The sequence below is a fragment of the Sphingomonas yabuuchiae genome (assembly GCF_001477495.1).
In the GTDB taxonomy this organism is placed as follows: domain Bacteria; phylum Pseudomonadota; class Alphaproteobacteria; order Sphingomonadales; family Sphingomonadaceae; genus Sphingomonas; species Sphingomonas yabuuchiae_A.
In genome coordinates, this window is sequence record NZ_LDTF01000003.1 from 1 (window position 1) to 25014 (window position 25014).

Annotated in this window: 25 protein-coding genes, 1 tRNA gene and 1 pseudogene; 10 read left to right on the top strand and 17 right to left on the bottom strand. The window is 65.8% G+C overall.

What is annotated here, in order from left to right:
- Positions 1–323 (bottom strand): annotated as a pseudogene (locus tag NS355_RS19170) (hypothetical protein); the annotation flags it as partial.
- Here NS355_RS19170 and NS355_RS00245 point away from each other — a divergent pair.
- Positions 322–2076, top strand: a complete 1755-nt coding sequence (locus tag NS355_RS00245) for a fatty acyl-AMP ligase (protein ID WP_058743823.1) — start codon at positions 322–324, stop codon at positions 2074–2076. The pseudogene NS355_RS19170 and the gene NS355_RS00245 overlap by 2 nt on opposite strands.
- Positions 2077–2219: 143 nt before the next feature.
- Complete coding sequence (locus tag NS355_RS00250; protein ID WP_058743824.1) at positions 2220–2486, top strand: hypothetical protein; 267 nt, start codon at positions 2220–2222, stop codon at positions 2484–2486.
- Between the two features lie 34 nt (positions 2487–2520).
- Here NS355_RS00250 and NS355_RS00255 read toward each other — a convergent pair whose 3' ends face one another.
- Both NS355_RS00255 and NS355_RS00260 read right to left on the bottom strand, forming a co-directional pair.
- Positions 2521–2859 carry a DUF3140 domain-containing protein gene (locus NS355_RS00255; protein ID WP_058743825.1) on the bottom strand — a complete coding sequence of 113 codons (339 nt, stop codon included), beginning with the start codon at positions 2857–2859 and terminating at the stop codon, positions 2521–2523.
- Between the two features lie 47 nt (positions 2860–2906).
- Complete coding sequence (locus NS355_RS00260) at positions 2907–4289, bottom strand: hypothetical protein (RefSeq protein WP_058743826.1); 1383 nt, start codon at positions 4287–4289, stop codon at positions 2907–2909.
- 134 nt (positions 4290–4423) lie between these two features.
- On the opposite strand from NS355_RS00260, the gene NS355_RS19175 reads away from it, so the two are divergent.
- Both NS355_RS19175 and NS355_RS00265 read left to right on the top strand, forming a co-directional pair.
- Positions 4424–4570 carry a hypothetical protein gene (locus NS355_RS19175; protein ID WP_209444996.1) on the top strand — a complete coding sequence of 49 codons (147 nt, stop codon included), beginning with the start codon at positions 4424–4426 and terminating at the stop codon, positions 4568–4570.
- Complete coding sequence (locus NS355_RS00265; RefSeq protein WP_209444997.1) at positions 4567–4971, top strand: isochorismatase family protein; 405 nt, start codon at positions 4567–4569, stop codon at positions 4969–4971. The genes NS355_RS19175 and NS355_RS00265 overlap by 4 nt, the downstream gene beginning before the upstream one ends.
- 158 nt (positions 4972–5129) lie before the next feature.
- Here the strand turns inward: NS355_RS00265 and lpdA are convergent, their stop codons facing one another.
- The 5 genes from lpdA to NS355_RS00290 form a co-directional block, all read right to left on the bottom strand.
- Entirely contained in the window at positions 5130–6542 is a 1413-nt protein-coding gene (lpdA, locus tag NS355_RS00270) for a dihydrolipoyl dehydrogenase (protein WP_058743827.1), read from the bottom strand.
- Entirely contained in the window at positions 6535–6879 is a 345-nt protein-coding gene (locus NS355_RS00275; RefSeq protein ID WP_153007968.1) for a hypothetical protein, read from the bottom strand. Before NS355_RS00275 ends, lpdA begins: the two co-directional genes overlap by 8 nt.
- 92 nt (positions 6880–6971) lie before the next feature.
- Positions 6972–7358 (bottom strand): acyl-CoA thioesterase, encoded by a 387-nt coding sequence (locus NS355_RS00280; RefSeq protein ID WP_058743829.1) that lies wholly within the window; start codon positions 7356–7358, stop codon positions 6972–6974.
- Entirely contained in the window at positions 7355–7567 is a 213-nt protein-coding gene (locus NS355_RS00285; RefSeq protein ID WP_058743830.1) for a hypothetical protein, read from the bottom strand. Before NS355_RS00285 ends, NS355_RS00280 begins: the two co-directional genes overlap by 4 nt.
- 17 nt (positions 7568–7584) lie before the next feature.
- Positions 7585–8925 carry a pyruvate dehydrogenase complex dihydrolipoamide acetyltransferase gene (locus tag NS355_RS00290; protein WP_058743831.1) on the bottom strand — a complete coding sequence of 447 codons (1341 nt, stop codon included), beginning with the start codon at positions 8923–8925 and terminating at the stop codon, positions 7585–7587.
- 130 nt (positions 8926–9055) lie between these two features.
- On the opposite strand from NS355_RS00290, the gene NS355_RS00295 reads away from it, so the two are divergent.
- Positions 9056–9511 (top strand): universal stress protein, encoded by a 456-nt coding sequence (locus NS355_RS00295; protein WP_058743832.1) that lies wholly within the window; start codon positions 9056–9058, stop codon positions 9509–9511.
- 140 nt (positions 9512–9651) lie between these two features.
- Here NS355_RS00295 and trxB read toward each other — a convergent pair whose 3' ends face one another.
- Positions 9652–10620, bottom strand: coding sequence for a thioredoxin-disulfide reductase (gene trxB / locus NS355_RS00300; RefSeq protein ID WP_058743833.1), 969 nt, complete (start codon positions 10618–10620; stop codon positions 9652–9654).
- A gap of 119 nt (positions 10621–10739) precedes the next feature.
- Between trxB and NS355_RS00305 the strand changes: the two genes are divergently transcribed.
- From NS355_RS00305 to fdhD, 3 genes are read left to right on the top strand one after another with little or no spacing between them, the layout of a single operon-like run.
- Positions 10740–13031 carry an FdhF/YdeP family oxidoreductase gene (locus NS355_RS00305; RefSeq protein WP_058743834.1) on the top strand — a complete coding sequence of 764 codons (2292 nt, stop codon included), beginning with the start codon at positions 10740–10742 and terminating at the stop codon, positions 13029–13031.
- Between the two features lie 10 nt (positions 13032–13041).
- Positions 13042–13548, top strand: coding sequence for a molybdenum cofactor guanylyltransferase (gene mobA, locus NS355_RS00310; RefSeq protein WP_058743835.1), 507 nt, complete (start codon positions 13042–13044; stop codon positions 13546–13548).
- Positions 13545–14351 carry a formate dehydrogenase accessory sulfurtransferase FdhD gene (fdhD, locus tag NS355_RS00315; RefSeq protein ID WP_058743836.1) on the top strand — a complete coding sequence of 269 codons (807 nt, stop codon included), beginning with the start codon at positions 13545–13547 and terminating at the stop codon, positions 14349–14351. Before mobA ends, fdhD begins: the two co-directional genes overlap by 4 nt.
- Before the next feature lie 4 nt (positions 14352–14355).
- Here fdhD and NS355_RS00320 read toward each other — a convergent pair whose 3' ends face one another.
- The 4 genes from NS355_RS00320 to NS355_RS00335 all read right to left on the bottom strand — a co-directional run bounded on the left by NS355_RS00320 (position 14356) and on the right by NS355_RS00335 (position 18407).
- Positions 14356–15534, bottom strand: a complete 1179-nt coding sequence (locus NS355_RS00320) for a GGDEF domain-containing protein (protein ID WP_058743837.1) — start codon at positions 15532–15534, stop codon at positions 14356–14358.
- Positions 15535–15915: 381 nt separating this feature from the next.
- A tRNA-Met gene (locus NS355_RS00325) sits at positions 15916–15992 on the bottom strand.
- A gap of 55 nt (positions 15993–16047) precedes the next feature.
- Positions 16048–16560 (bottom strand): 2'-5' RNA ligase family protein, encoded by a 513-nt coding sequence (locus NS355_RS00330; RefSeq protein WP_058743844.1) that lies wholly within the window; start codon positions 16558–16560, stop codon positions 16048–16050.
- Positions 16557–18407 carry a potassium transporter Kup gene (locus NS355_RS00335; protein WP_430726984.1) on the bottom strand — a complete coding sequence of 617 codons (1851 nt, stop codon included), beginning with the start codon at positions 18405–18407 and terminating at the stop codon, positions 16557–16559. The genes NS355_RS00330 and NS355_RS00335 overlap by 4 nt, the downstream gene beginning before the upstream one ends.
- Positions 18408–18849: 442 nt before the next feature.
- Here NS355_RS00335 and NS355_RS00340 point away from each other — a divergent pair, with 442 nt between their 5' ends.
- Positions 18850–20106, top strand: coding sequence for a threonine ammonia-lyase (locus NS355_RS00340; RefSeq protein ID WP_058743838.1), 1257 nt, complete (start codon positions 18850–18852; stop codon positions 20104–20106).
- Positions 20107–20222: 116 nt separating this feature from the next.
- Positions 20223–21020: an arginyltransferase gene (locus NS355_RS00345; protein ID WP_058743839.1), complete on the top strand. Its 798-nt coding sequence runs from the start codon at positions 20223–20225 to the stop codon at positions 21018–21020.
- Between the two features lie 68 nt (positions 21021–21088).
- Here NS355_RS00345 and NS355_RS00350 read toward each other — a convergent pair whose 3' ends face one another.
- From NS355_RS00350 to NS355_RS00365, 4 genes are all read right to left on the bottom strand, one after another.
- Positions 21089–21865 carry a transglutaminase family protein gene (locus tag NS355_RS00350; protein ID WP_058743840.1) on the bottom strand — a complete coding sequence of 259 codons (777 nt, stop codon included), beginning with the start codon at positions 21863–21865 and terminating at the stop codon, positions 21089–21091.
- Positions 21865–22800 (bottom strand): alpha-E domain-containing protein, encoded by a 936-nt coding sequence (locus tag NS355_RS00355; protein WP_058743841.1) that lies wholly within the window; start codon positions 22798–22800, stop codon positions 21865–21867. Before NS355_RS00355 ends, NS355_RS00350 begins: the two co-directional genes overlap by 1 nt.
- Positions 22800–24293: a circularly permuted type 2 ATP-grasp protein gene (locus tag NS355_RS00360; protein ID WP_058743842.1), complete on the bottom strand. Its 1494-nt coding sequence runs from the start codon at positions 24291–24293 to the stop codon at positions 22800–22802. Before NS355_RS00360 ends, NS355_RS00355 begins: the two co-directional genes overlap by 1 nt.
- A 207-nt stretch (positions 24294–24500) precedes the next feature.
- Positions 24501–25014 (bottom strand): thioredoxin family protein (locus NS355_RS00365; RefSeq protein ID WP_209444998.1); only part of this gene is annotated, 514 nt, incomplete at its 5' end.

Consider the following 25014-nt stretch of genomic DNA (forward strand, 5'->3'; position numbering starts at 1 on the left):
GGTGGGGGAAGGGCCGCCAGCCCGCGCGGGTCTGGCGGCCCTTCCCCCACCCAGCCCCTTTCGCGCAGCTTGCGAGTCAGGTAATCGATCAGCTTGCCTTCGGTCGTGGCAAATCGCTCGACATATCGTAGCGCGAACGTTTCCAACGTTTTGGGATCAAGGGGTTTGGGGGGGCGACGATCGGCGGACACGCCTTGTTTGTGCCACACTGACACCGGATTTAGAACGCGGGAAGCCGCCATTTGATGGTGGAAAAGAATCACTCGTCGCCGCGCGATCACTTTGCGGGGGCGCAAAAGCATAAGGAACGAAGGCAAGGCCATGACGATCGAGCACCATCAGGACGACGCGCGCGCCATCATCGCGACGCCGACCGAGGATGCGCTGCCGCGCCGCTTCGCCGACTTCGATACGCTGGGCGAAGCGCTGGACTATGCGGCCTCGGGCAAGCGCGGTCTGAACTTCCACGACGCGCGCGGCACCCTGTCGCGGCCCTATCCCTTCTCCGAACTGCGCGAGGATGCGCTGACCTGCGCCCGCCGCCTGATCGCCAGCGGCGTGAAGCCCGAGGATCGCATCGCGCTCGTGGCCGAGACGGGGCCGGAATTCGCCGCCTTGTTCTTTGGCGTGGTCTATGCGGGCGCGTGGCCGGTGCCGCTGCCGCTGCCGACCTCGTTCGGCGGCCGTGACAGCTATATCGAGCAGTTGCGCGTCCAGCTTGCCAGCTGCGATCCCAAGATGCTGATCTTCCCGCCCGAACTGGCCCAGATGGCGGGCGCCGCCGCCGAGGCCGCTGGCTGCGAAGGGATCGACTGGGACAGCTTCGCCACCCGCGCGGCACCGGAGACCGAACTGCCCAAGGCCGATCCTGAGGCGATCGCCTATCTGCAATATTCCAGCGGCTCGACGCGTTTCCCGCATGGCGTGGCGATCACCCATCATGCGCTGCTCAACAATCTGGCGGCGCACAGCCATGGCATGAAGATCCAGGGCAGCGACCGCTGCATCTCCTGGCTGCCCTGGTATCATGACATGGGTCTGGTCGGCTGCTTCCTGTCGCCGATCGCCAACCAGGTCTCGACCGATTACCTGAAGACCGAGGATTTCGCCCGTCGTCCGCTCGCGTGGCTGGACATGATCAGCCGCAATCCCGGCACCTCGGTCAGCTATTCGCCGACCTTCGGCTATGACATTTGCGCGCGCCGCATCTCGTCGCAGACCAAGGCGTCGGACCGTTTCGACCTGTCGCGCTGGCGCATCGCGGGCAATGGCGCGGACATGATCCGCCCCGACGTCATGCAGAGCTTCGTCGACGCCTTTGCCGATGCGGGCTTCCCCGCCACCGCCTTCCTGCCCTCCTACGGCCTGGCCGAGGCCACGCTGGCCGTGTCGATCATGCCGCCGGGCGAGGGCATCCGGGTCGAGCTGGTCGAGGAAACCCAGCTGTCGGGCGGCGCGCAAGGCACCGACCGGCCGCAACGTTTCCGCGCCATCGTCAATTGCGGCAAGCCCGCGCGCGACATGGTGATCGAAATCCGCGAGGAGGACGGCACCCCCCTGCCCGACGGCGCGATTGGCAAGGTCTGGTGCAAGGGCCCGTCGGTCATGGTCGGGTATTTCCGCGACCAGGCCGCGACCGATGCCTGTCTGGTCGATGGCTGGCTGGACACCGGCGACATGGGTTACATGTCCAAGGGCTATATCTACATCGTCGGTCGCGCCAAGGACATGATCATCGTCAACGGCCGCAACCACTGGCCGCAGGATATCGAATGGGCGGTCGAGCAGCTGCCCGGCTTCAAGGCGGGCGACATCGCTGCCTTCGCCATCACCACGCCTGGCGGCGAGGAAACCCCCGCCGTGCTGGTCCAGTGCCGCAGCTCGGACGATGAGGAGCGCCTGCGCCTGCGCGACGAAATCCGCGAGCGGGTGCGCGCGGTGACGGGCATGAACTGCGTGATCGAACTGATCCCGCCACGCACCCTGCCCCGCACCAGCTCGGGCAAGCTGAGCCGCGCCAAGGCCCGCAACCTGTATCTGGCGGGCGAGATCAAGCCGTACGACGTCGCGGCCTGATCGTTCGGAATGGAAAAAGGGGCTCTGTCTAAAGATCGGGCCCTTTTTTCATGCGGTTACAAAAGTCCGTTCGCATACCCATCGGCGCTTGATACGTCTGCAATGCTGTCGCATCCTGCCGCAACTCAAGGGGAGATGACGGAATGAACTATGTCGGCGCACTGATGATGGCTTTGGCGGTCATGACGACCACCCCGCCCGCCATCGCGCAAGCGGGACAGGGCGCGGAGAAGTCCAAGGTCAAGAAGACCTGCCGTTCGCTGACGCCGACCGGGTCCTTTCTGCCTACCCGCGTCTGCAACACCGAGGCGGAATGGCAGAAATTCGACAACATCGGCCAGGAAGGCGTGGGTGAGTTTCGCCGGGCGCTGAACATGACCAGCACGAACGAACGCAACCGGCGCAACTGAGCGAGTGATCGAGGGCTGCCGCTTGGGTGAACGTTCAATCCTTCAACGGATCATGCCCCCAGTTCATCAGCGAATAGCGCCACGGCGAATGCTCGACATCCTTGTCCGGCCCGCCCTGCTTCAGGTGCCGGTGCACATAGCCGACCACCTTCTTCATATGGGCGTAATCCTCGTCGGTTAGATCGGCCTTCTTCTTGCGCTTGATCTCGACGATCCGGCGGCCCGATTCATGACCGACGCTCTCGCCCGACCCGCCCTTCTTCTGGCCCACCTCCTGCGACTTGTCGGTGTCGAGAAACTTTTCCAGCTCGGCCGGGGCAATGTTCACGGCCTCCTTGAAATCGGCGTAAATCTGTTCGTGATCGTCGGCCATGCGCGGCTCCTTTCGGTGCGATCAACGCCGCGCGGCGGTTTTGGGGTTCAGATCAGCATCGCGTCATAACTCTGTGGCGGCAACGGCAGGGTCGCCCGCGCAATCCCGCCGAGAATCAGTACGGCCGCCAGCACCGCTCCCGTCGCCAGCACGATCCGCCGGTCGCCCCGCCACGGCTTGGCGATGATCATCCCCAGCGCGCACGCGACGATCGGCCACAAATGATAGCGGAAGTCCGACGCCACGCTGATGACCAGGAAGCTCGCTTCCAGCCCCAGCGCCGAGCCGAACAGCGCCCCCGCAAAGCCATGGCCGCGCGTCACCGCCAGCCCCCCGGCGGCGAGCACCAGCCAGACGATCGGCCACATGATCGGGACATCGACCCAAAGCCCCGCCATCTTCTGCCACGCCAGCGCGGTCCGACCCGGCTGGCCGAGATGATAGTCGTTCGGCTCGCTCCCCTGCGGTGGGGCGGCATTGATCCAGCGTGCGGGCACCCAGAAGCGCCAGGTCGAATTGACATGCGCCAGCCGTTGCGCGGCATAGGCGAGCGGGTGATGCAGGATCGCCGGCGCAAGCTTGGCGTAGATCTGCCCCGGCGGGGTCGTCTCGAACCGCTGGAGCCGGGTGCCGCAGCGGGCCGGCTCGCCTAGCGGGTCCCAGAAGAAGGGCTTCACGCACTGCTTGGCGCGGATGTCCGCCACTTCGGCGGGGGACAGGCCCAGCCGGGGGTCATAGGGCACCCGCACCGCGATCCCCGCCAGATCGTACAGCGCCTGGGTCCGCGCCACGCCGCTGTCCGCCGCACCGAGCAGCCGATGGTTGACGAAGGGCGCCGCCGCCAGCGTCGCGAGCGTCAGCGCCACGGTGATCGCGATCCGGCGCGGCCAGCGCTCCGTGACCAGCAGTGCGACGAGCGGGGCGATGGCGAAGATCGCATTGGCGCGCACCAATGCGGCATAGGCCAGCAGCACGCCCGCCGCGGCCCAGACCCCGCGCGGCACCGCCTGCCCCCGCAGCCGCCACCAGCCGATGATCCCGACCGCCGCCAGCGTCGCGGCCGTCATCTGCGCATCCTTCAGGATCGCGACCTGCCAGCCGAGCCATGGCGGCACCAGCCCGACCGCCAGCACCAGAAGCGCGCCGCGCGGCCGCCGGTCGACAATCGCCGCGGCCAGCGCCCCCAGCCCCAGCCACCATCCGGCCAGTTGCAGCACCAGCATCGGCGCAGCGCCGCGAGCCACGAACAGCGACCAGAGCCGCGCCATGATCGGTGGGTGCCAGTCGTCATATTCTCCGGTCAGCGCCTGCGCATACTGGCCGACGCTGTCATATTGGACGAACCCCGGCGCGAAGACGATGACGCTCAGCCCGAACAGGATCAGGGCCGCGACGATGATGCGCAGGCGATGGCTATGGGCTCGGGTCATGACGGATATGACCGATGCGGCCAAAGCCGGATGTTTCGCAAGCGGAATGCGCCGTGTCGTCGCGGTTGCGCGGGGATAGCGGCATCGCCTTCCCACGCGTAGGTGGTAGGCGGGCGTCGATCGGGGGAAATCGGATGAATAGCGACACGGCACTGGTCATCATCGACATGCAGATGGAGATGCAGCATCGGATCGAGGCGGGGCGGCCGCATATCCATCCGGATGCGCCTGCAACGATAGCAACGCTCGCAGACGCTTTCGACGTAACCAGCGTCCGGTGATCCACATCCGCCACGCAGCCGCCGATCCCGCTTCACCTTTGCACCCTGATGCTCCCGGTTATCCGCCCATGACCTGTGCGATAGACCGGCCCGACGAGGCCGTGTTCGTGAAGCGGAGTTCGTCGGCCTTCGCCACGACCCGGCTGGAGGCGCATCTGCGCGAGCGGGGGATCACGCATATCCATGTCGTGGGGGCCGTAGCGGGATTCTGCGTCAACTCGACAGTGCGCGCGGCCTCGGACCTGGGGTTTGGCGTGACGGTGGTGCGAGACGGGGTGATCGGGTTCGACCTGCTCTCTGCCGGTTTGGACGCGAGGGTGATCTTCGACGTCACCATGGGCTTGCTGGCAGCGGACTTCGCGGAGGTAGTGGAGAGCGAGGCGGTCCTGGCTGGGTTGTGAGGGTTTTCCCTTGGCCTTCGACTTCGCTCAGGCTGAACGGCTGTTTAGCTGATCCCCTCACCCCGTTCAGCCTGAGCGAAGTCGAAGGCCACGCCCCCCCCAAACGAAAAAGGGGCCCGCCGCAGCGAGCCCCTTCCCCATAACCGGATCGGCAAAAATCAGATATGGATCGCGCGCCCGTAAGCGGCGAGCACCGATTCGTGCATCGATTCCGAGATGGTCGGGTGCGCGAACACGGTTTCCATCAGTTCGGCCTCGGTCGTCTCCAGCTGGCGGGCGACGACATAGCCCTGGATCATCTCGGTCACTTCCGCGCCAACCATGTGCGCGCCCAGCAGCTCGCCGGTCTTGGCGTCGAACACGGTCTTTACGAAACCCTCGGCCTCGCCCAGCGCGATGGCCTTGCCGTTGCCGATGAAGGGGAACTTGCCGACCTTCACGCTGTATCCGGCTTCCTTGGCCTTCGCCTCGGTGAAGCCGACCGACGCGACCTGCGGACGCGAATAGGTGCAGCCCGGGATGTTACCCTTGTCCATGGCATGCGGATGGACATCCTTGTTGCCCAGCGCCTGTGCGATGGCCTCTGCCGCGATCACACCCTCATGGCTCGCCTTGTGCGCCAGCCAGGGCGCGCCGGTCACGTCGCCGATCGCCCAGATGCCGTCCACATTCGTGCGGCAGAAACCGTCGGTCTTGATGTGACCGCGATCGGTGGTGACGCCCAGCTTCTCCAGACCGATATTCTCGGTGTTGGGGACGATGCCGATGGCGACGATCGCATGGCTGAACTCGGCGGTCTCGACCTTGCCGTCGGGACCCTTCATCGCGGCCTTCACGCCCGATGCGGTCGCTTCCAGCTTCTCAAGGCCGGTCTTGGTCTTGATGGTCATGCCGAACTTGGTCAGTTGCTTGGTCATGAACTCGCTGACTTCGGCGTCCTCGACCGGCATGATCCGGTCGAGCATCTCGACGATGGTCACTTCGGCGCCCATGTCGTTGTAGAAGCTGGCGAACTCGACGCCGATCGCGCCCGAACCGATGACCAGCAGCTTGGTCGGCATCGCGGGCGGCACCATCGCGTGGCGATAGGTCCAGATCCGCTCGCCGTCCGCCTTGGCGAACGGCAGGTCGCGGGCGCGCGCGCCGGTGGCAACGATGATGTGCTTGGCGGTCAGCTCGGTGGTCTTGTCGCCCTGGACGACCGACAGCTTGCCCTTACCCGTGATGGTGCCGACGCCCTCGACGACCGTCACCTTGTTCTTCTTCATCAAGCCCTTGACGCCCGCATTCAGCTGGCCCGCCACCTTGCGGCTGCGATCGACCACCTTGTCCAGGCTGAACGAGGGCTTTTCGACCGACAGGCCGTATTGCGCGGCGTGGGTCATGTAATGATAGACCTCGGCCGAGCGCAGCAGCGCCTTGGTCGGGATACAGCCCCAGTTGAGGCAGATGCCGCCCAGCCGCTCGCGCTCGACGATCGCGACCTTCAGGCCAAGCTGGCTCGCGCGGATCGCCGCGACATAGCCGCCAGGACCCGAGCCGAGGACGATAAGGTCGTAAGTGTCAGCCATAACGCATCCTTGTCACGAAAAAGCCAGTGAAGGCGCCGTAAGGCACTGCATACGCCGCCGTAGTGAAACCAGGCGGCATGAAGAAACTCAGCGGAGCGATTGCCCCGGCCAACGCCCCGACTATGCCACCAAAAATACTATTCCCAGTCAGGGATCGTCCCAGGTACCGCGACGCGACGAAGGCCAGCGGAAACCCCACGATCAGCATGAAAGGGCCGCTGACAATCGCCGCCGCACATGACGATATGACTGCCAGCATCAAAAACCCAAAAACTTCCCAGAGGCTCGGCCATCCCCATGGCGGCGCCTCAAAGATCGCAACCATTACGAACGTCATAGGAAGCGTCGTCAACGAACCACATATCCACGCGCTTCCACACGCCGCGAAGACACTGGGACCGTCCACTGCCTCCGCATCGCCCATGGATCTTACCCGGCCATCGGCGGAACGGTGCGCGGCTTGCGGTCCTTGTCGGTCGCGACGAACACGAAGCGCGCCTGGGTCACCTTGGTCGCGTCCTCCATGTGGCGGGCTCGGCGCCAGGCTTCGACCTCGATCGTCATCGACGTGTTGCCGACGCGGACGAGGGTCGCATAGACCGACACCTCGTCACCGACGAGAACGGGGGCGTGGAACTTCATGCCCTCCGCCGCGATCGTGACCGCGCGCCCGCCCGAATGGCGCGACGCCACCGAACCCGCCGCTAGGTCCATCTGCCCCATCAGCCAGCCGCCGAAGATATCGCCATACGGATTGGCGTCCGAGGGCATGGCGGTGACGCGGATGGTGGGGTGCTGGTCGGGAAGCGTGCTCATTGTTCGCTATGCCTGCGCGCCATGCGGTCGGCGATGCGCGCACGGTGGAGCGGGCCGATGCCCATCGCCACCGTCGCAAGCGCCGCCCCCGCCCCGCACCACCAGATTTCGGTGCGGGCGAGCGGATAGGCCCAGGCGGCGGCCCAGGTCATGACGAGCGCCGCCACCAGCCCCAGGCCGATATAGAACAGCTCGATCCCGACCCGCATGGCCCCGCCCTGTCCTATCAGGCCAGCATGGCGAGCGGACGCTCGACCAGTTCCTTGAACACCTTCATCAACTCAGCGCCGTCAGCCCCGTCGATGGCGCGGTGATCGAAGCTGCCGGTCGCCGACATGACGGTCGCCACGCCCAGCTGGTCGTCGACGATGTACGGACGCTTCTCGCCCGCGCCGATCGCCAGGATCATGCCCTGCGGCGGGTTGATGACCGCCTCGAACTGCTTGATGCCGAACATGCCCATGTTCGAGATCGACGCCGTGCCGCCCTGGAATTCATGCGGCTGCAGCTTGTTGTCGCGGGCGCGGGTGGCCAAGTCCTTCATCGTGGTCGAGATGGACGACAGCGAACGCGTATCGGCCTCCGACACGATCGGCGTGATCAGGCCCGCCGGGGTCGACACCGCGACCGAGATGTCGGCGCGCTTGAAGCTGATCAGCTGGTCCGGCGTGAACATGACGTTGCACTTCGGCACCGCCATCAGCGCGACGCCCAGCGCCTTGATCAGCATGTCGTTGACCGACAGCTTCACGCCGCGCGATTCGAGACCGGCGTTCAGCTCGCCACGCAGCTTCAGCAGCGCATCGAGGCGGATGTCCACCGTCAGATAGATGTGCGGAACCTGCTGCTTCGATTCGGTCAGGCGACGCGCGATCGTCTTGCGCATGTTCGACAGCTTCGACGCCTCGTGCGGGATATCCGGCACCTGCGCGGGCTTGGGTGCCGCGGCCGGAGCGGCAGCGGTTTCCGCCGGAGCCGAGGTCGACGCGGCGGGAGCGGCAGCCTTGGCCTGGCCCGGCTCCGCGTTCTCGACGTCCGCCTTCACGATGCGGCCGTTCGGACCCGAGCCGGTCACGGCCGAAAGGTCGAGCCCCTTTTGCGACGCGATCCGGCGGGCCAGCGGGCTGGCGATCGCGCGACCGCCGTTGCCGGCCGGCTTGCCCGAAACGGCGGGCTTGCCGTGATCCTCGGCCTGCTCGACCGTGCGCTCGGCGGGCTTGGCTTCGCTGCCGGTCTTGTTGGGATCGGTGGGGTCGGTCGGCATGGGGTTGGCCGGAGCCGGGGTTTCCGACTTGGAAGGTGCCTGGACCGACGAGGCATCCTCGCCCTCTTCGGCCAGGATCGCGATGACGGTGCCGACCTTCACATTGTCGGAGCCCTCGGAGACGAGGATCTTGGCGATGACGCCTTCATCCACCGCCTCGAATTCCATGGTGGCCTTGTCGGTTTCGATCTCGGCCATGATATCGCCGGACTTCACCGTGTCCCCTTCCTTCACCAGCCATTTGGCCAGCGTGCCTTCCTCCATGGTCGGCGACAGCGCGGGCATCTTGATCTCGATCGACATGGAGGTCCTCTCGGGGCAAACCAATTCCGTAGCGGCCCGTCTCTTGCGCCCGAATTGCGCCCGGTCAAGTCATGGCCTTGCACGAAATAGTATGTAACGGCATCGGTATGTCACAAAATGGGGGGCCGCCATGCGTATCTATCTGGTCGTAATCGACGACAGTCCAGAATCGAAAATCGCATTGCGCTTCGCCGCCCGCCGTGCGGTGAAGACCGGCGGAGGCATCGAAATCCTGACGGTGCTGCCCCCGCAGGAGTTCATCGCGTTCGGCGGCGTGCAGGCGACGATCGAGGACGAAGCGCGCCAGCAGGCCGAGGCGCTGCTCGCCGGTGCGGCGGGAACGATCCTGGACGAATCGGGCCTACGCCCCTCGATCACGGTGCGCGAAGGCGACGGGCCGAAGGTGATCCGCGAAATCATCGCGGCCAATCCGGACATCGCTGCGCTGGTGCTGGGTGCGGCGGCCAGCGGCGCGCCGGGCAAGCTGGTCAGCCACTTTTCCGGCACCGACGCGGGCGCGTTGCCCGTGCCGGTGATGATGATCCCGGGGTCGCTGACGCCCGAGGCGATCGACCGGTTGAGTTGATCTTGAAATCCTCCCCGGCACGGGGAGGTGGCAGGGCGCAGCCCTGACGGAGGGGGGCTTCCACACAGGCCTTGCCCCGCGGCACGCCCCCTCCACCGCCGCTCCGCGGCGGTCCCCCTCCCCTTGCCGGGGAGGATTTTTTACTCCGCCGCTTTGGCCATGTCCTCGAACTCGGCCGCCGCCAGGAATCGCTCGGCATCCAGTGCCGCCATGCAGCCGGTGCCCGCCGCCGTCACCGCCTGGCGATAGACCTTGTCCGCCACGTCGCCGCACGCGAAGACGCCCGGAACGCTGGTGCGGGTCGAGCCGGTCTCGACCGCGATGTACCCGTCCGAGTCCAGCTCCAGATGGCCACGGAACAACTCGGTCGCCGGATGGTGGCCGATCGCGACGAAGCCGCCCTCGACATCCAGGCGGCTATGCTCGCCGGTCACCGTGTCGACCAGATCGAGCGCGACGAGGCCCGCATTGCCGCCACCGTCGACGAACTCGCGAACTTCCTTGTTCCACAGGACCTTGACGTTCGGGTGTGCGAACAGCCGCTCCTGCAGGATGCGTTCGGCGCGCAGCGAATCGCGGCGGTGGATCAGCGTCACGTCGTCCGAATGGTTGGTCAGGTACAGCGCCTCCTCGACCGCGGTGTTGCCGCCGCCGATCACCGCGACCTTCTTGCCGCGATAGAAGAAGCCGTCGCAGGTCGCGCAGGCCGACACGCCCTTGCCCTTCATCGCGTCCTCGCTGTCGAGGCCCAGCCACTTGGCCTGCGCGCCCGTCGCGATGACCAGCACCTCACCCTCATAGACATCGCCGCCGTCGCCGATCAGGCGGAAGGGACGGTTGGTCAGGTCGACCTGCGTGATCGTGTCCCACATCATCCGCGCGCCGACATGTTCCGCCTGCTTCTGCATCTGCTCCATCAGCCAGGGTCCCTGGATGACGTCGGCGAAACCGGGATAATTCTCGACATCGGTGGTGGTGGTCAGCTGGCCGCCCGGCTGGATGCCCTGCACGACGATCGGCTGCATCCCCGCACGCGCGCCATAGATGGCGGCAGAGAGCCCGGCGGGGCCCGAGCCGAGGATGAGCATACGCGTGGTGTGGGTGGTCATGTCCGAATCCTGTGAAACGATTTGCCTCCAGATAGGCGCTGCGCGTCCAAAAATGAACCGCTTCTCATGCGGCCAATCCGCGCTTGCTTCGTTGCACGTTGTGAGTGGAGGTTTGCCCGATGCGCGACGACGACGACGATGTGAAGATCACCGAATATACCGCCCCCGCGGGCGGTTGGGGTTCGATGAAGGGCATGGCCAAGATCTTGCCCAAGGAGGGGCTTGGCCCGGAAACGCTTGATACGCTGCGTCGCCAGAACAAGCCCGGTGGCGTCATGTGCGTCAGCTGCGCCTGGGGCAAACCGGCCAAGCCACATATCGCGGAGTTCTGCGAAAACGGAGCCAAGGCGACCGCCTGGGAGCTGAGCAGCTTGCGCGTCACGCCGGACTTCTTCGCCAAACATACGGTCAAGGAGTTGGAGGCGTGGCCCGACCATGACCTGGAACAGGCGGGCCGCCTGACCCATCCGATGCGGTACGACCGCGCGTCGGACAAATATGTCGCGGTCAGCTGGAACGAAGCGTTCGCCGCGATCGGGGCCAAGCTGAAGACCTGCGATCCGACGAAGGTCGTGCTTTACGCCTCGGGCCGTGCGAGCCTCGAAACCTCGTTCATGTATTCGTTGTTCGCGCGGATGTGGGGGCAGCAGAACCTGCCCGACAGCTCGAACATGTGCCACGAGACGACCTCGGTCGGCCTGAAGTCCGCCATCGGATCGCCCGTCGCGACGATCCAGATGGAGGATTACGACAAGTGCGATGCGATTTTCTCCTTCGGGCAGAATGTCGCGACCAACGCACCCCGGATGCTTCACAACCTCCAGGCCTGCGCCAAGCGCGGCGTGGAGATCGTGACCTTCAATCCGCTGCGCGAGCGCGGCTGGGAACGCTTCGCTTCGCCGCAGAATCCGGTTCAGATGCTGACCGGCAGCTCGACCGACATCTCGACGCAGTATCATCAGGTGAAGGCGGGCGGAGACATCGCCGCGCTGACCGGCATCTGCAAGCTGGTGATCGAGGAGGATGACCGCGCCGTCGCCAAGGGCACCAAGCGCATCCTCGACCATCACTTCATCGAGCAGCACACGACCCGGTTCGAGGATTTCGCCAATTACTGCCGCAATGCCGCGTGGAGCGACATCATCCGCGATTCGGGTCTGACCCGCGATGCGCTGGAACAGTCGGCGCGCGTCTATATGCGGGCCGAGCGGGTGATCGCGGTGTACGGCATGGGCATCACCCAGCATCGCTATGGCATTGATGCGCTGCACATGATCGTTAACCTGCTCCTGCTGCGCGGCAATATCGGCCGTGAGGGAGCCGGGCCGGGTCCGGTACGCGGCCATAGCAACGTGCAGGGCCAGCGTACGGTCGGCATCACTGAGAAGACCGAACTCGCCCCCGTCGAACGGCTGAAGGAGCTGTTCGAGTTCGAACCGCCGACCGAAAATGGCTGGGACACGGTCGAGGCCTGTCGCCAGATCATCGCGGGCACCGCGCAGGGCTTCGTCCAGCTGGGCGGCAATTTCCTGCGCGCGACACCCGAACATGCCAAGATGAAGGCGGCCTGGGCGAAACTTCCCATCACCGTCCATATCGCGACCAAGCTCAACAAGAGCCATCTGGTACCGGGCGAGGAAAGCTATATCCTCCCCTGCCTCGGCCGGTTGGAGACGGATATGCAGACAGGCGGTCGTCAGGCCGTGTCGATGGAGGATTCGTTCAGCCATATCTATGGCTCGGTCGGGAAGGCGACACCCGCCGCCGACACCCTGCTGTCCGAACCCGCCATCGTTGCCGGAATCGCCAAGGCAGTTTTGCAACCAAACCCCAACGTGCCGTGGGACGAATGGGTTGGCGACTATGGGCTTGTCCGCACCGCGATCGAGAATGTCTATCCGGACAAGTTCGCCAATTTCAACGAACGCCTGTTCGAGCCGGGCGGCTTCTGGAAGGGCAATCCCGCCTCGCACCGCCAATGGGAAACCGAGAGCGGCAGGGCCGAGTTCAACGTGCCGCGCTCCATGGACGCCTCGGGCATCCCCCCCGCCGAAGGGCGGATGCGGCTGATCACGCTGCGGTCGAACGACCAGTTCAACACGACCATCTATGGCTATGACGATCGCTTCCGGGGGATCAGCGGCACGCGGATGGTCGCGATGATGAACAAGGCCGATATCGCCCGGCTGGGCCTGACCGATGGCCAGACCATCGCGCTGGAGGGCGATGCCGATGACGGCGAGGAACGCGTGGTCGAGGGCCTGCGGGTGGTCGAGTACAACATCCCCGAAGGATGCATCGGCGGTTATTATCCCGAGCTCAACTATCTGATCCCGCTGGAGCATCATGCGCTGGAAAGCCATGTGCCCGCAGGCAAGTCGGTGCCGGTGAAGGTGCGCGTCCCCGCATGAGCATGACGTCATGAGTATATTGGGTGCGGTCCTGACCGGCGGGCGCTCGTCGCGCTTCGGGTCGAACAAGGCGATCGCGATGCTGGGCGACCGGACGCTGGTGGCGCATGCCCGTGCGACCATCGCCCCGCATTGCGCGCGGGTGGTGCAGGTCGGCGGCGTGGACGGTGTGCCCGACATGCCCGCTCCAGGCCTGGGGCCGCTGGGCGGGATCGCGGGCGCGCTGGATTATGCCGCCAGTCACGGCTTTCGTTGCGTGCTGACCATCGGATGCGACATGCCACGCCTTCCGCCGGGATTGATCGAGGCCATCCTGCGACGCGAGCCGAGCTATTGTCAGGACGCGCCGGTGCTGGGGCTGTGGCCCGCTGCGCTGGGCGCGCATCTGATGGCCCATCTGTCGCTCGGGCGGGATCGCTCGGTGCGTGGCTGGGTGCGCGCGATCGGGGCGATCCCCATCGCCTCGCCCGAGCCGATCGCCAATGTGAACACGCCCGCCGACCTCGCCGCGCTGTGACGGCCGACCACGAGCCTGCCCGGACACTGACGCTGATCCGCCTTGCGCCCAATGGCTTGGGGTCCTCGATCGAACGCGATGTCGCCGTGGAATGCCCGGTCGCGATCGAAGTGGACGGCTTCGGCTATGCGGTGATGATGATGACGCCGGAGCGGCTGGAGGATTTCGCCACCGGTTTCCTCCTGACCGAAAGGCTGGTCGACGCACCCGGCGACATTCTCGACATCGAGCCCTTTGCCGCCGAAAGCGGCTGGATCGTTCGGGTTACGCTGGCTGAGTATCTGCGTGGGCGGATGCAGGACCGCGTCCGCCACCGGACCAGCGATACCAGTTGCGGGCTCTGTGGGCTGTCCGGTCTCGAGCAGATCGCCCGCCCCGTCGCCGGACGCCCTCCCGCGCCCGATGTGGACGTGGAAACGCTGTTCGCCACCCTCGGCACTGTCCGAACGCACCAGCCGCTCAACGCGCGGACGGGCGCGGTCCATGCCGCCATCGCCTGTGATGCGTCGGGCAAAGTCCTGTCGGCCGCCGAGGATGTCGGGCGGCACAATGCGCTCGACAAGCTCGTGGGGGCGTTGGCGCACGATACGGAACTGCGCCCCGACTTCATCCTCGTGACCTCGCGGATCAGCTATGAGATGGTCGACAAGGCGCTGGTGGCCGGGGTCGGCCTGTTGGTCGGGATATCCGCGCCGACCAGCCTGGCGATCGATCATGCCCGCGAACATGGCCTGACCCTGATCGCGCTGGCCCGGCCCGATGCGATGCTGATCGCGCACGATCCGCACGACCGCTTCGCCTGACCGGTCAACCCGCCGCAAGCCGCCGCATATCCACCCAGTCGGGCTGGTCGGGCTTGGCAGCCAGATCGGAACCATTCTGCAAAATCCGGTCGCGACCGGCGCGCTTGGCACGGTAAGCCAGCTGATCGGCACGCGCGATCAGGCCATCGAGCGTCTCGCCCGCCTGATACCGTGCGATTCCACCACTGACCGTCAGGTCGGGCAGCCCTCGTGCCGCAAAGGGCTTCAGCGCGTCGCGGATCGCATCGCCCAGTTGCGTCGCCCGATTGTCCGATCCTCGGGTGTCGGCATCGGGGATCAGGACGGCAAATTCCTCGCCCCCCATGCGCACCGTCAACATGTCGACCGCGGTCAGCGCCTGAAGCACTTGCGCAAAGGCGACCAGCACCGTGTCGCCGGTCGCATGGCCATGGCGGTCGTTGATCGCCTTGAAGTGATCGAGGTCGAGAACCAGGGCATGGAGCCCCTCCCCGCGCATCGCCGCCTCGACCAGCATGCGCGGACCCGCGCGGTAGAGGCCGCGCCGGTTCGTCAGCCCGGTCAACGGATCGGTCTCGGCATCGAGGATCGTCTCTTCCAGTGCCTTCTGGATCACCAGCAGCATCAGGCACAGTCCCGCCGCCACCAAGAGCACGCCCGTCGAGATTTGCGAGATCACCGCATAGACGGTGCTCAGATAGGATTTCGGCGTAGGCCCCGAGCCGAGCGTGAGCACCAGCCAGGGCTTCAGCAGGAAATGCGCGCCGATTACGCCGAAAATACCGATCAACATGGCCCGGATCGGTCCACCCTGCCCGATCTGACGCGCCGTCAGCATGACGACCAAGGAGGCGATGGCGAAGGGAAGCTGGAACATCATTTCATAGGGCAAGGTGTTGCGCGGCCCGTCCGCGATCGCCACCCGCAACGCCAGCCCGGCCACCCATAGCAACAGGGTCAGCCGCCATTGCGGACGATGCCCGACAAAGGCCTGTATGCCCACCGCCATCGTCAGGATGCCGCCCAGGAATATGCCGTAACCCAAGACCGAAAATAGCGCGACGTGATCGGTATAGAGGACCAGCAGGTGGCAGATCGGCGTGAAGAAACCCAGCAGATAGCTGACCATGAACCAGGCCGCCGCCCGCTGTCGCGAATAGGACAGCGCGATCACGCCATAGGTCACGACGAAAAGCGCCGCCATGCAGCTATTGGCTATCAAGGCATAGACAGCGGCATTCACGACCTAAGATCCGAAGCTCCTGGAGGACATCGTGACGCAGACCTATTTTGCAGAGGAAAAGGAGAGGTTAAGGCGCACAACAGCACCCGGCCCTCGGGCCTCTTCCTCTCCAGATGACAGGCACGATATAACAGTCGGGATCGATATGCCATGCCGGACAGGTCGTAAATCCGGCAAATTCCCCGACCCGGATCAATTATGGCCACCAAAAACGTTATCGGCCGCCGCGATCGCCTAACTTGTCACATCAGATGGCAAATGTTGACAAGATTGTTACAGTACATGTCGATGTGAACCACGCGCCGTGGTCATCGTCGTGGATGCTGGGGAAAATACACCGGGTGGTAGCGAAGGAGGGACTTGAACCCCCGACACGCGGATTATGATTCCGCTGCTCTAACCAGCTGAGCTACTTCGCCATGCTAGGCGTTCCACCCGGTGGAGGCGCGCCTATAGACAGGCTGTTTTCGGGCGTCAAGCGAACAAATGACGTGAAAGCATTTCCCATGGGCCGCCGCGATACCACCAGGCGCCGAGACCGATCAGTTCCACGGCGCGTGGCCGGAAATCCCGCTCCATCTGCTGGAGAAGCAGCTTCGCCGTGGCGGGCGTCACCTTGTTCTGGATGGTCACATGCGCGCGCCACCCACCGGCATCCTGCGGGGTCAGCATTCCGGCAAAGGCGTCGACCAGTTCCTGGCGTATTGCGACGAGGCCGGGCGATTCGATCCGGATCGCCACGCCCCGGCCCAGCGACATCAGCCCGCTCGCCCGCGCATCGGGGGCTCGCACGCCGCGCGTCAGGCCGTTCAGGCGATGCCTCAACTCCGCCTCGGCCGAGGGCGGCAGATGGTGGAACAGCGTGCAATGCGCGTCGAGGACGTTGCGCTCGGGCGGGAAATGCTGGCGACGCAGCGCGTCGAACGCACCCTGATCAGCACGGCCGAACAGGGCGGTCACGATGATCGGGGCTGGTTGCTGGCTCAGATTTCCACCTGACTGCCCAGCTCGACCACGCGGTTGGTCGGCAGGCGGAAGAATTCCATCGCGCTCTCGGCGTTGCGGAGCATCCAGGAGAACAGCTTCTCGCGCCACATCGACATGCCCGGCCGCTCGGCCGCCAGCAGGGTCTGGCGCGACAGGAAGAAGCTGGTGTCCATCATCTTGAACGCGCCGCCCTCCATCTCGACCCGCTTCAGCGCGGTGGGCACGTCGGCCTCTTCCATGAAGCCGAAGCGTAGCACAACCCGGTGGAAGCCATGGCCCAGATCGTCGCGCTTCGCGCGGTCGCCCTCGGGCCAATAGGGCTGGCTCATGATCTTGACGGTCAGCAGGATGATCCGCTCGTGCAGCACCTTGTTGTGCTTGAGGTTGTGGAGCAGCGCATGCGGCACCCCCTCGGGCGAGGAGGTCATGAAGATCGCAGTGCCCGACACCCGGCTGGCCGCGCCCGCCGCCGAATCGATGAAGATGTGGATCGGCATCGTGCCTTCGCGCAGCCGCTGGATCATCAGCTTGCGGCCCGTCGACCAGGTGGTCAGGAAGGTGAAGATGATGAAGCCGATCAGCAACGGCACCCAGCCGCCCGAGGGCACCTTGGTCAGGTTGGCCAGGAAATAGGCTCCGTCGACCAGGAAGAACAATCCCAGCAGGGGCAGAGCGGCGTAGAGCGGCCACTTCCAGAGCCGGGTCAGCGCCACACCCAGCAGGCAGGTGTCGATCAGCATCGCCCCCGTCACCGCGATCCCGTAGGCCGAGGTCAGGTTGGACGACGAGCGGAAGAACAGGACCAGCAGGATCACCATCACCATCAACATCCAGTTGATGAGCGGGATATAGATCTGTCCGGCGGTCGCCGCCGACGTATGCTCGATGCGCAGGCGGGGCATGAAGCCCAGCTGGATGGCCTGCTGCGTGACCGAGAAAGCGCCGGTGATGACCGCCTGGCTGGCGATGACGGCAGCGGCCGTCGCCAGGATCACCAGCGGCAGCTGCAGGCCTTCCGGCGCCAGCATGTAGAATGGGCTTTCCAGGGCTGCGGCGCCTTCGCGGAACAGCAGCGCGCCCTGCCCCATATAGTTCAGCATCAGCGCCGGCAGCACGAAGACCAGCCAGGACAGGCCGATCGGCCGTCGCCCGAAATGGCCCATATCGGCATAGAGCGCCTCGGCCCCCGTCACCGCCAGCACGACCGAACCCAGCGCCAGGAACCCGCGCAGGGGATCGATGAAGAAGAAGCGCACCGCATGATGCGGCGACAGCGCCTGCAACACCTCCGGCGTCTGGACGAAACTCATGATGCCCAGCACCGCGATGACCGCGAAATAGACGAGCATGACGGGTCCGAAGAACAGGCCGACCCGCTCGGTGCCCGAACGCTGGATCTTGAACAGCACGATCAGGATGGTGATCGCGATCGGCAGCACGAAGCCGCCAAAGGCCGGCGCGGCCACCGCCAGACCCTCGACCGCGCCCAGCACGGTGACGGCGGGGGTGATCATGCTGTCGCCGTAGAAGAGCGCGGTCGCGAACACGCCGAGCAATACGATCCCGCGCGACCAGCGCCGCGTCTTGGTCTGGCCCGAGACCAGCGCCAGCAGCGCCAGGCTGCCCCCCTCGCCCTTGTTGTCGGCGCGCATGATGATCGCGACATATTTGACCGAGACGACGATCATCATCGACCAGAAGATCAGGCTGATGACGCCCAGGATATGCGCATTGTCGAGCGGCAGGGGATGGTGCGGATTGGCGAAGGTTTCGCGGAACGCATAAAGCGGACTGGTACCGATATCCCCGAACACGACACCGATCGCGCCCAGCGCGAGGCGCGCCATGCCGTGCGGCGGGTGAGGATAGATGTCCTTGTTCGCGGTGGTGGCGATCCCGGTGGGCGAGACGCTCATGACTGGGGGATCGTGCCGGTGATGGAGAGGATCATCGGCGACATCCGTGGCAACCCTGTGATCATCGCGACGCCCTAGCATGGCCCCAAAAGGCCAGCAACGCAGGGGCCGATGGCTTGTTGCATCACTGCACGATTTCGAGAGGCGAGCGATGCCGCAATGCAACAGTGGGAGGCGTTCCGCGAAAAAGCCTTTGCGTTCGTCCAGACACGCCCCTCCCGCAGGCGGGAGGGGATGGGGGAGGGAAAGCGACATAGGACAGGCTCGGTGAGACCCGTTGCCCTCCCCCGGCCCCTCCCGCCTGCGGGAGGGGAGACAAGTAGTGCCACCCGAAACGGTTCACCTGCCGCCCGCGATCGGCTACGGCACGAATATGGTTAGTCGCACCGCCGTTCAGGCCGCTTCGGAAATCCCGTCCCCGATCGTCACCATCGACGATGTCCGTGCCGCCCATGCGCGCATTTCGGACCGGATCATCCGTACGCCGACGCTGATCAGCCGGACGCTGTCGCAGCTGACCGGGGCGACCGTGTACCTCAAGTTCGAGAACCTGCAATTCACCGCCGCCTATAAGGAACGCGGCGCGCTCAACACCCTGCTGCAACTCTCGGACGAAGCCCGCGCCAAGGGGGTCATCGCCGCGTCGGCGGGCAATCATGCACAGGGTCTCGCCTATCACGCCAATCGGCTGGGCATCCCCGCCACCATCGTGATGCCGCGCACCACGCCGATCGTGAAAGTCGTCCAGACCGAGGGTCACGGCGCGACCGTGGTGCTGGAGGGCGACAATTTCGACGCCGCCTATGCCCATGCCCGCGAGTTGGAGGCAGAGCGCGGCTATACCTTCGTCCATCCGTTCGACGATGCGCGCGTAATCGCAGGCCAGGGCACGGTGGCGCTCGAAATGCTGGAGGACGCGCCCGACATCGACACGCTGATCGTTCCGATCGGCGGCGGCGGCCTGATCTCCGGCATCGCCACGGTCGCAGCGGCGGCCGACAAGCCGGTCGAGGTCGTCGGTGTCCAGGCCGAATTGTTCCCCAGCATGTACAACAAGCTGAACGGCACCGACCTGCCTTGCGCGGGCGATACGCTGGCCGAGGGTATCGCGGTCAAGGTACCGGGCGGCCTGACCTCGCAGATGGTGGCGCAGCTGGTGCGTGAGATCGTGCTGGTCGACGAACGCCATCTGGAGGAATCGGTCAGCGCCCTGCTTCAGATCGAAAAGACGGTGGTCGAAGGCGCGGGCGCGGCCGGGCTCGCGGCGCTGATGTCCCACCCGGAACGCTTCCGGGGCAAGACGGTCGGCATCGTGCTGTGCGGCGGCAATATCGACACGCGCCTGCTCGCCAACGTCCTGCTACGCGACCTTGCCCGCTCGGGTCGGCTGGCGCGCCTGCGCATCCGGTTGCAGGACCAGCCCGGCGCGCTGTTCAACGTCGCGCGCATCTTCGACCGCGAGCGGGTGAACATCATCGAGGTCTATCACCAGCGCGTCTTCACCACCCTGCCCGCCAAGGGCCTGATCACCGATATCGAGTGCGAGACGCGCGACGCGCTTCACCTCCACCGGCTGATCGAGGCGCTGCGTGCAGCGGGATACGAGACGACCCAGGTCGAACTCGCCTAGCCAGAACACCGCATTTTTACGATTCGTCCCGTTTCCGAACGATGCTGCCCCATCGCTTCGGACGGGAAGATCGTTAAAGAGGCTTGTCGTTTCCCACTCGAAGGAACTGCCCGGCGGTGACCGCGCCCTTTCGTTTTCCGCGCTTCTTCGTCACCAGCCCCGCCCCCTGCCCCTATCTGCCGGGGCGCGACGAGCGCAAGGTGTTCACCGAGCTGAGCGGCGACCATGCCGACGAACTGAACGAAGCGCTGAGCCGTATCGGCTTTCGCCGCAGCCAGGGGGTCGCCTATCGCCCGTCCTGCGCGGGGTGCAGCGCCTGTGTGTCGGTGCGCGTCGTCGCGGGCGGCTTTCGCCCCAACGGCACCCAGCGCAAGCTCCTGCGCCGTCACGCCGATCTGGAAGTCACGGCGTGCCAACCCTGGGCGACCGCCGAGCAGTTCGCGCTGCTCCGCCGCTATCTGGGCGAACGGCATCCCGGCGGCGGCATGGCGGCGATGGACGAGAGCGACTATGCCGACATGGTCGAACTGTCGCCCGTCCAGTCGGTGCTGGTCGAATATCGCGAGCCGATGGCGGCGGACGGAACGCGCGGGCGGCTGGTCGGCTGTTGCCTGACCGACCGGCAGGGCGACGGCCTGTCGATGATATACAGCTTCTTCGAGACGCAGGACGAAAGCCGCCCCGGCCTCGGCAATTTCATCATCATGGATCACATCCTGCGCGCCCGCGCCGCCGAGCTGCCCTTCGTCTATCTCGGCTATTGGGTGAAGGGTTCGCCGCGCATGGCGTACAAGACCCGCTATCAGCCGCTGGAGGCGCTGACCGTGCGCGGCTGGGCACCCTTTACCGGCGACAGCCCCACCCCGATCGCGCCGCCGCCGGTCGAAACCGCGATCGAGGCCGGCGAAGTCTGAGCCGGAGATCGATGCTCACCCATTCCTCCCCTGCAAGGGGAGGAACAAGTCCAAAGCCTGATACGGCTTTACTGCGCCGCCTCGATCAACGCGACCTCCCGCCACGCCTCGCCCGACACCGCCGTCGCCCCCGCAGCGTCCAGCGCGACCGCGACCCGGACATGGCGCTCCTGCGGGCTGAGGCCGATGCTGGGATCGAAACCGATCCAGCCCAGTCCCTCGATATAGGCCTCCGCCCAGCAATGCGCCGTGGCGCTCGCTGCATCATGCAGCGCCGCAAAGCCCGAGACGAACCGGGCGGGGACGCCCAGCGACCGCGCCGCCACGCAGAAGATATGGGCGAGATCGCACGCTCCCACCGCCTCCAGTGCAAAAGCTGCCGCCGCGTCCGTCGCGGCGCCTGGCGCGTCACGGGCGAAACGGCGGTGGAGCGCGGCGTTTACGGCATGGAGCGCCGCCAGGCTGCTGTCCGCGCCGTGTATCGCCTCTTCGGCGAAGGCCGCGATCGCCGCATCGGCGGGCGTCGCCGGGGTCGCGCGCAGGAATAGCGCGGGCGGCAGCGTCTCGGTGGTGCCGCGCACCAGGCCATGCGCGTCGCTGGTCAGCACTTCGCCGGTCGCCCTGATCGTCACCGTCTCGGGCGCGTCCTGGATGTAGAGCATGGTGACGGCATTGCCGAACCCGTCCTGCCCGCGCCGCAGCCGCGCGTCGCAGTCCACATCGATATGCCAGTTGGCCACCGTCTGATCGTCGTAATTTTCCGGCGTCAGGCGCAGCATCTGGACCAGCGTCGGCCGACCCGGTTTCGGGCGGTGGACGATCTGGTGCTCGATCGCGATGCGCATCAGGCGAACTTGAACTGACGGCCGATGGCGCCGTGCAGCAGGGCATTCTCCTGGATAAAGGCTTCGAGAAACTGGTGAAGCCCGCCCGCGATCACATCCCCCGACCGCGTCTTCGTCATCCGATTGGCACGCAACCTCGCCATGCGATCCGCCTCCCCATGCTGCCCCGTTCGCCGGGCAAGCTGCCCCAGCACGTCCACCGTTTCCTCGACCGACGCCGCCAGACTGCGCGGCAATTCGGTGCGCGCGATCAGCAGGTCGATGACGTTGGCGGGCTTCAGCCCGTCGGAATAGAGCCAGCGATAGGCGGTGACGGCGGACACGGTCTGGAGGATCGTCGTCCACTGGTCACGATCGACGACGCCGCCGATCCGCTCGCCCGCCGGCAGCAGGATGTGGTATTTCACGTCGAGCAACCGGGCGGTATTGTCCGCGCGCTCGACTGCCTGGCCCAGCCGGATGAACCACGTCGTCTGGTTGCGCAGCATCCGGTGGACGGCGCCCTCGAAGCCGCGGGTCTCGTTCTTCACCGCCTCGACCAGCCCCAGCACCGCGGTGGGATCGTCGGCGGCGGGCTTCGCCTCGAAATGCAGCCAGGCGCGGTTGATCGCGCTCCACGCCTCGCGGGTCAGCGCGGTGCGCACCGCCCGTGCGTTCGTCCGCGCCATGTCGACGCAGCGCACGATCGAGCCGGGGTGGCAGGCCTCGACCGTCAGGAAGCGTGCGACCTCGCGGCGGCGCAGCTCGCGCCCGCCCTCGGCAAATGCACTGGCGGTATCGGTGACGGCGAGGGCCGAGCCCCAGGCGGCCAGCCCCGCCGAACGCGGCGACAGCACGTCGAGCCGGACGGTCGCCTCGACCAGCCGGGCGATGAAGTCGGCCCGCTCGAAATAGCGGCCCAGCCAATAGAGCGAGGATGCGGTGCGCGAGAGCATCAGCGTACTCCCTGCGTCTGGATCTGCGACTGCTGGCCCTGCACCTGCACCCAGCTGTCGGGTTCGGGATGAAGCAGGACGAAACTGTCCTTGGTGCCACCGCCCTGACTGGAATTGACGACCAGCGAGCCTTCGCGCAGGGCCACACGGGTCAAACCACCGGGCGTCACTTCGACACCGTTGCGGCCCGTCAGGACGAAGGGGCGGAAATCGACATGCCGCGGCGCGACTCCGCTTTCGACCAGCGTCGGGACGGTGGACAGCGCCAGTGTCGGCTGGGCGATATAACGATGCGGCTCGGCGATCAGTACGGCGCGAAAATGCTCGATCTGCGCCTTGGTCGCGGTTGGGCCGACCAGCATGCCATAGCCCCCCGACCCGTCGACCAGCTTGACCACCAGTTCGTCCAGATGGTCGAGAACATATGCCAGCGCTGCGGGCTCGCGACAGCGCCAGGTCTCGACATTCTTCAGCTTGGGTTCGGCACCCGAATAATAGCGGACGATATCGGGCATATAGCTGTAGATCGCCTTGTCATCGGCGATGCCATTGCCCGGCGCGTTGAGGATGGCGACATTGCCCGCCGCATAGGCCGCGATCAGGCCGGGCACGCCCAGCATCGAATCGGGGCGGAAGACCAGGGGATCGAGGAAATCGTCATCGACCCGGCGATAGATGACATCGACCTTCACCCGACCCGCGATGGTGCGCATCCAGACGATGTCGTCGTCGACCACCAGATCGGCCGCCTCGACCAGTTCGATCCCCATCGAATCGGCCAGGAAGCTGTGTTCGTAATAGGCCGAGTTGAAATGGCCGGGCGTAAGCACGACGCAGGTCGGCTCGGCCACGCCATGCGGCGCGACCGACTTCATCGTGGCGAGCAGCCGGTCGGGATAGCTGTCGACCGCCGCCACCCGGAACTGTCGGAACAGTTCGGGGCAGAGGCGCAGCATCGCCTCGCGGTTCTCCAGCATATAGCTGACGCCCGAGGGCGTGCGGGCATTGTCCTCCAGCACGAAGAAATCGTCCGGCCCGGTGCGCACCAGGTCGATGCCGCAGATATGCGCCCAGACGCCATGCGGCGGGCGCATCCCGGCGATTTCAGGTCGGAACTGCGGATTGCCGAAGATCAGGTCGGGCGGCAGGATACCGTCGCGCAGGATCTTCCGCTCGCCATAAATGTCGTCGAGGAACGCGTTGATCGCCTCGACCCGCTGGACCAGCCCTTCGGACAGCCGCGCCCATTCGTCGGGCAGAAAAACGCGCGGCACGATATCGAACGGGATGATCCGCTCGGCCGCGTCGCTCTCGCCATAGACGGCGAAGGTGATGCCCAGCTGGCGGAAGGTCGCCTCGGCCGACTGCTGGCGGCGGCGGAGTTCGCTATCGGGGGTGTGATCGAGCCAGCGTTGAAGCGCGGAGAGTTCGGGGCGCGGCATGTCCTTGCCAGCGGCCCCCATGATTTCGTCGAACGCGGCGATAGTCCCCATCCGGTCGTTACGCTCCCCCCAGTGTTCAGGTTCCATGCTGCACCGCATGATGGGGGTACGCAAGGGGGAAACTCGATCCTCCCCGGCACGGGGAGGGGGACCGCCGGGAAGCGGTGGTGGAGGGGGATCGCCACTAAGGACTTGCCGTGTAAATAGCCCCCTCTACCAGCCTGTGGCTGGTCCCCCTCCCCGCGAGCGGGGAGGATTTCACGCCCCCAGCTTTTCCAGCATCGACGGGGTCAGCACCTGTGGAAGCACCTGCGGCGCCTTCGCGCCGGGCGCGTAATAGAGGTACAGCGGCACGCCCGCCCGGTTATGCCGCTCGATGAAACGTCCCAAAACCGGATCGCCGTCGGTCCAGTCGCCGACCAGCACCGCCACCTTGTTGTGTTGGAACGCCTCGCGCACCGACGAACGCTCGATCGCGGCGGCTTCGTTGACCTTGCAGCTCAGGCACCAGTCGGCCGTAAAATAGGCGAAGACCGGGCGGTTCGCCTTCCGCAAATCCTCCAGCTTCGCCTCGGTAAAGGCCGTGTCGACGGTCGTCTTGGCCACTGCGGCGGCGGGCTTGACCGTCACCACGATCGCCACCGCCAGCACCAGCGCCGCGACGGCGGGCCAGCCCGCCCGTCCCTTGCCGCCATGCTGGCGCAGACCCGTCCACCAGAAGCCGAGCGACGCCAGCAATGCGGCGGCGAGGCCCAGCGTCATGCCGGTCACC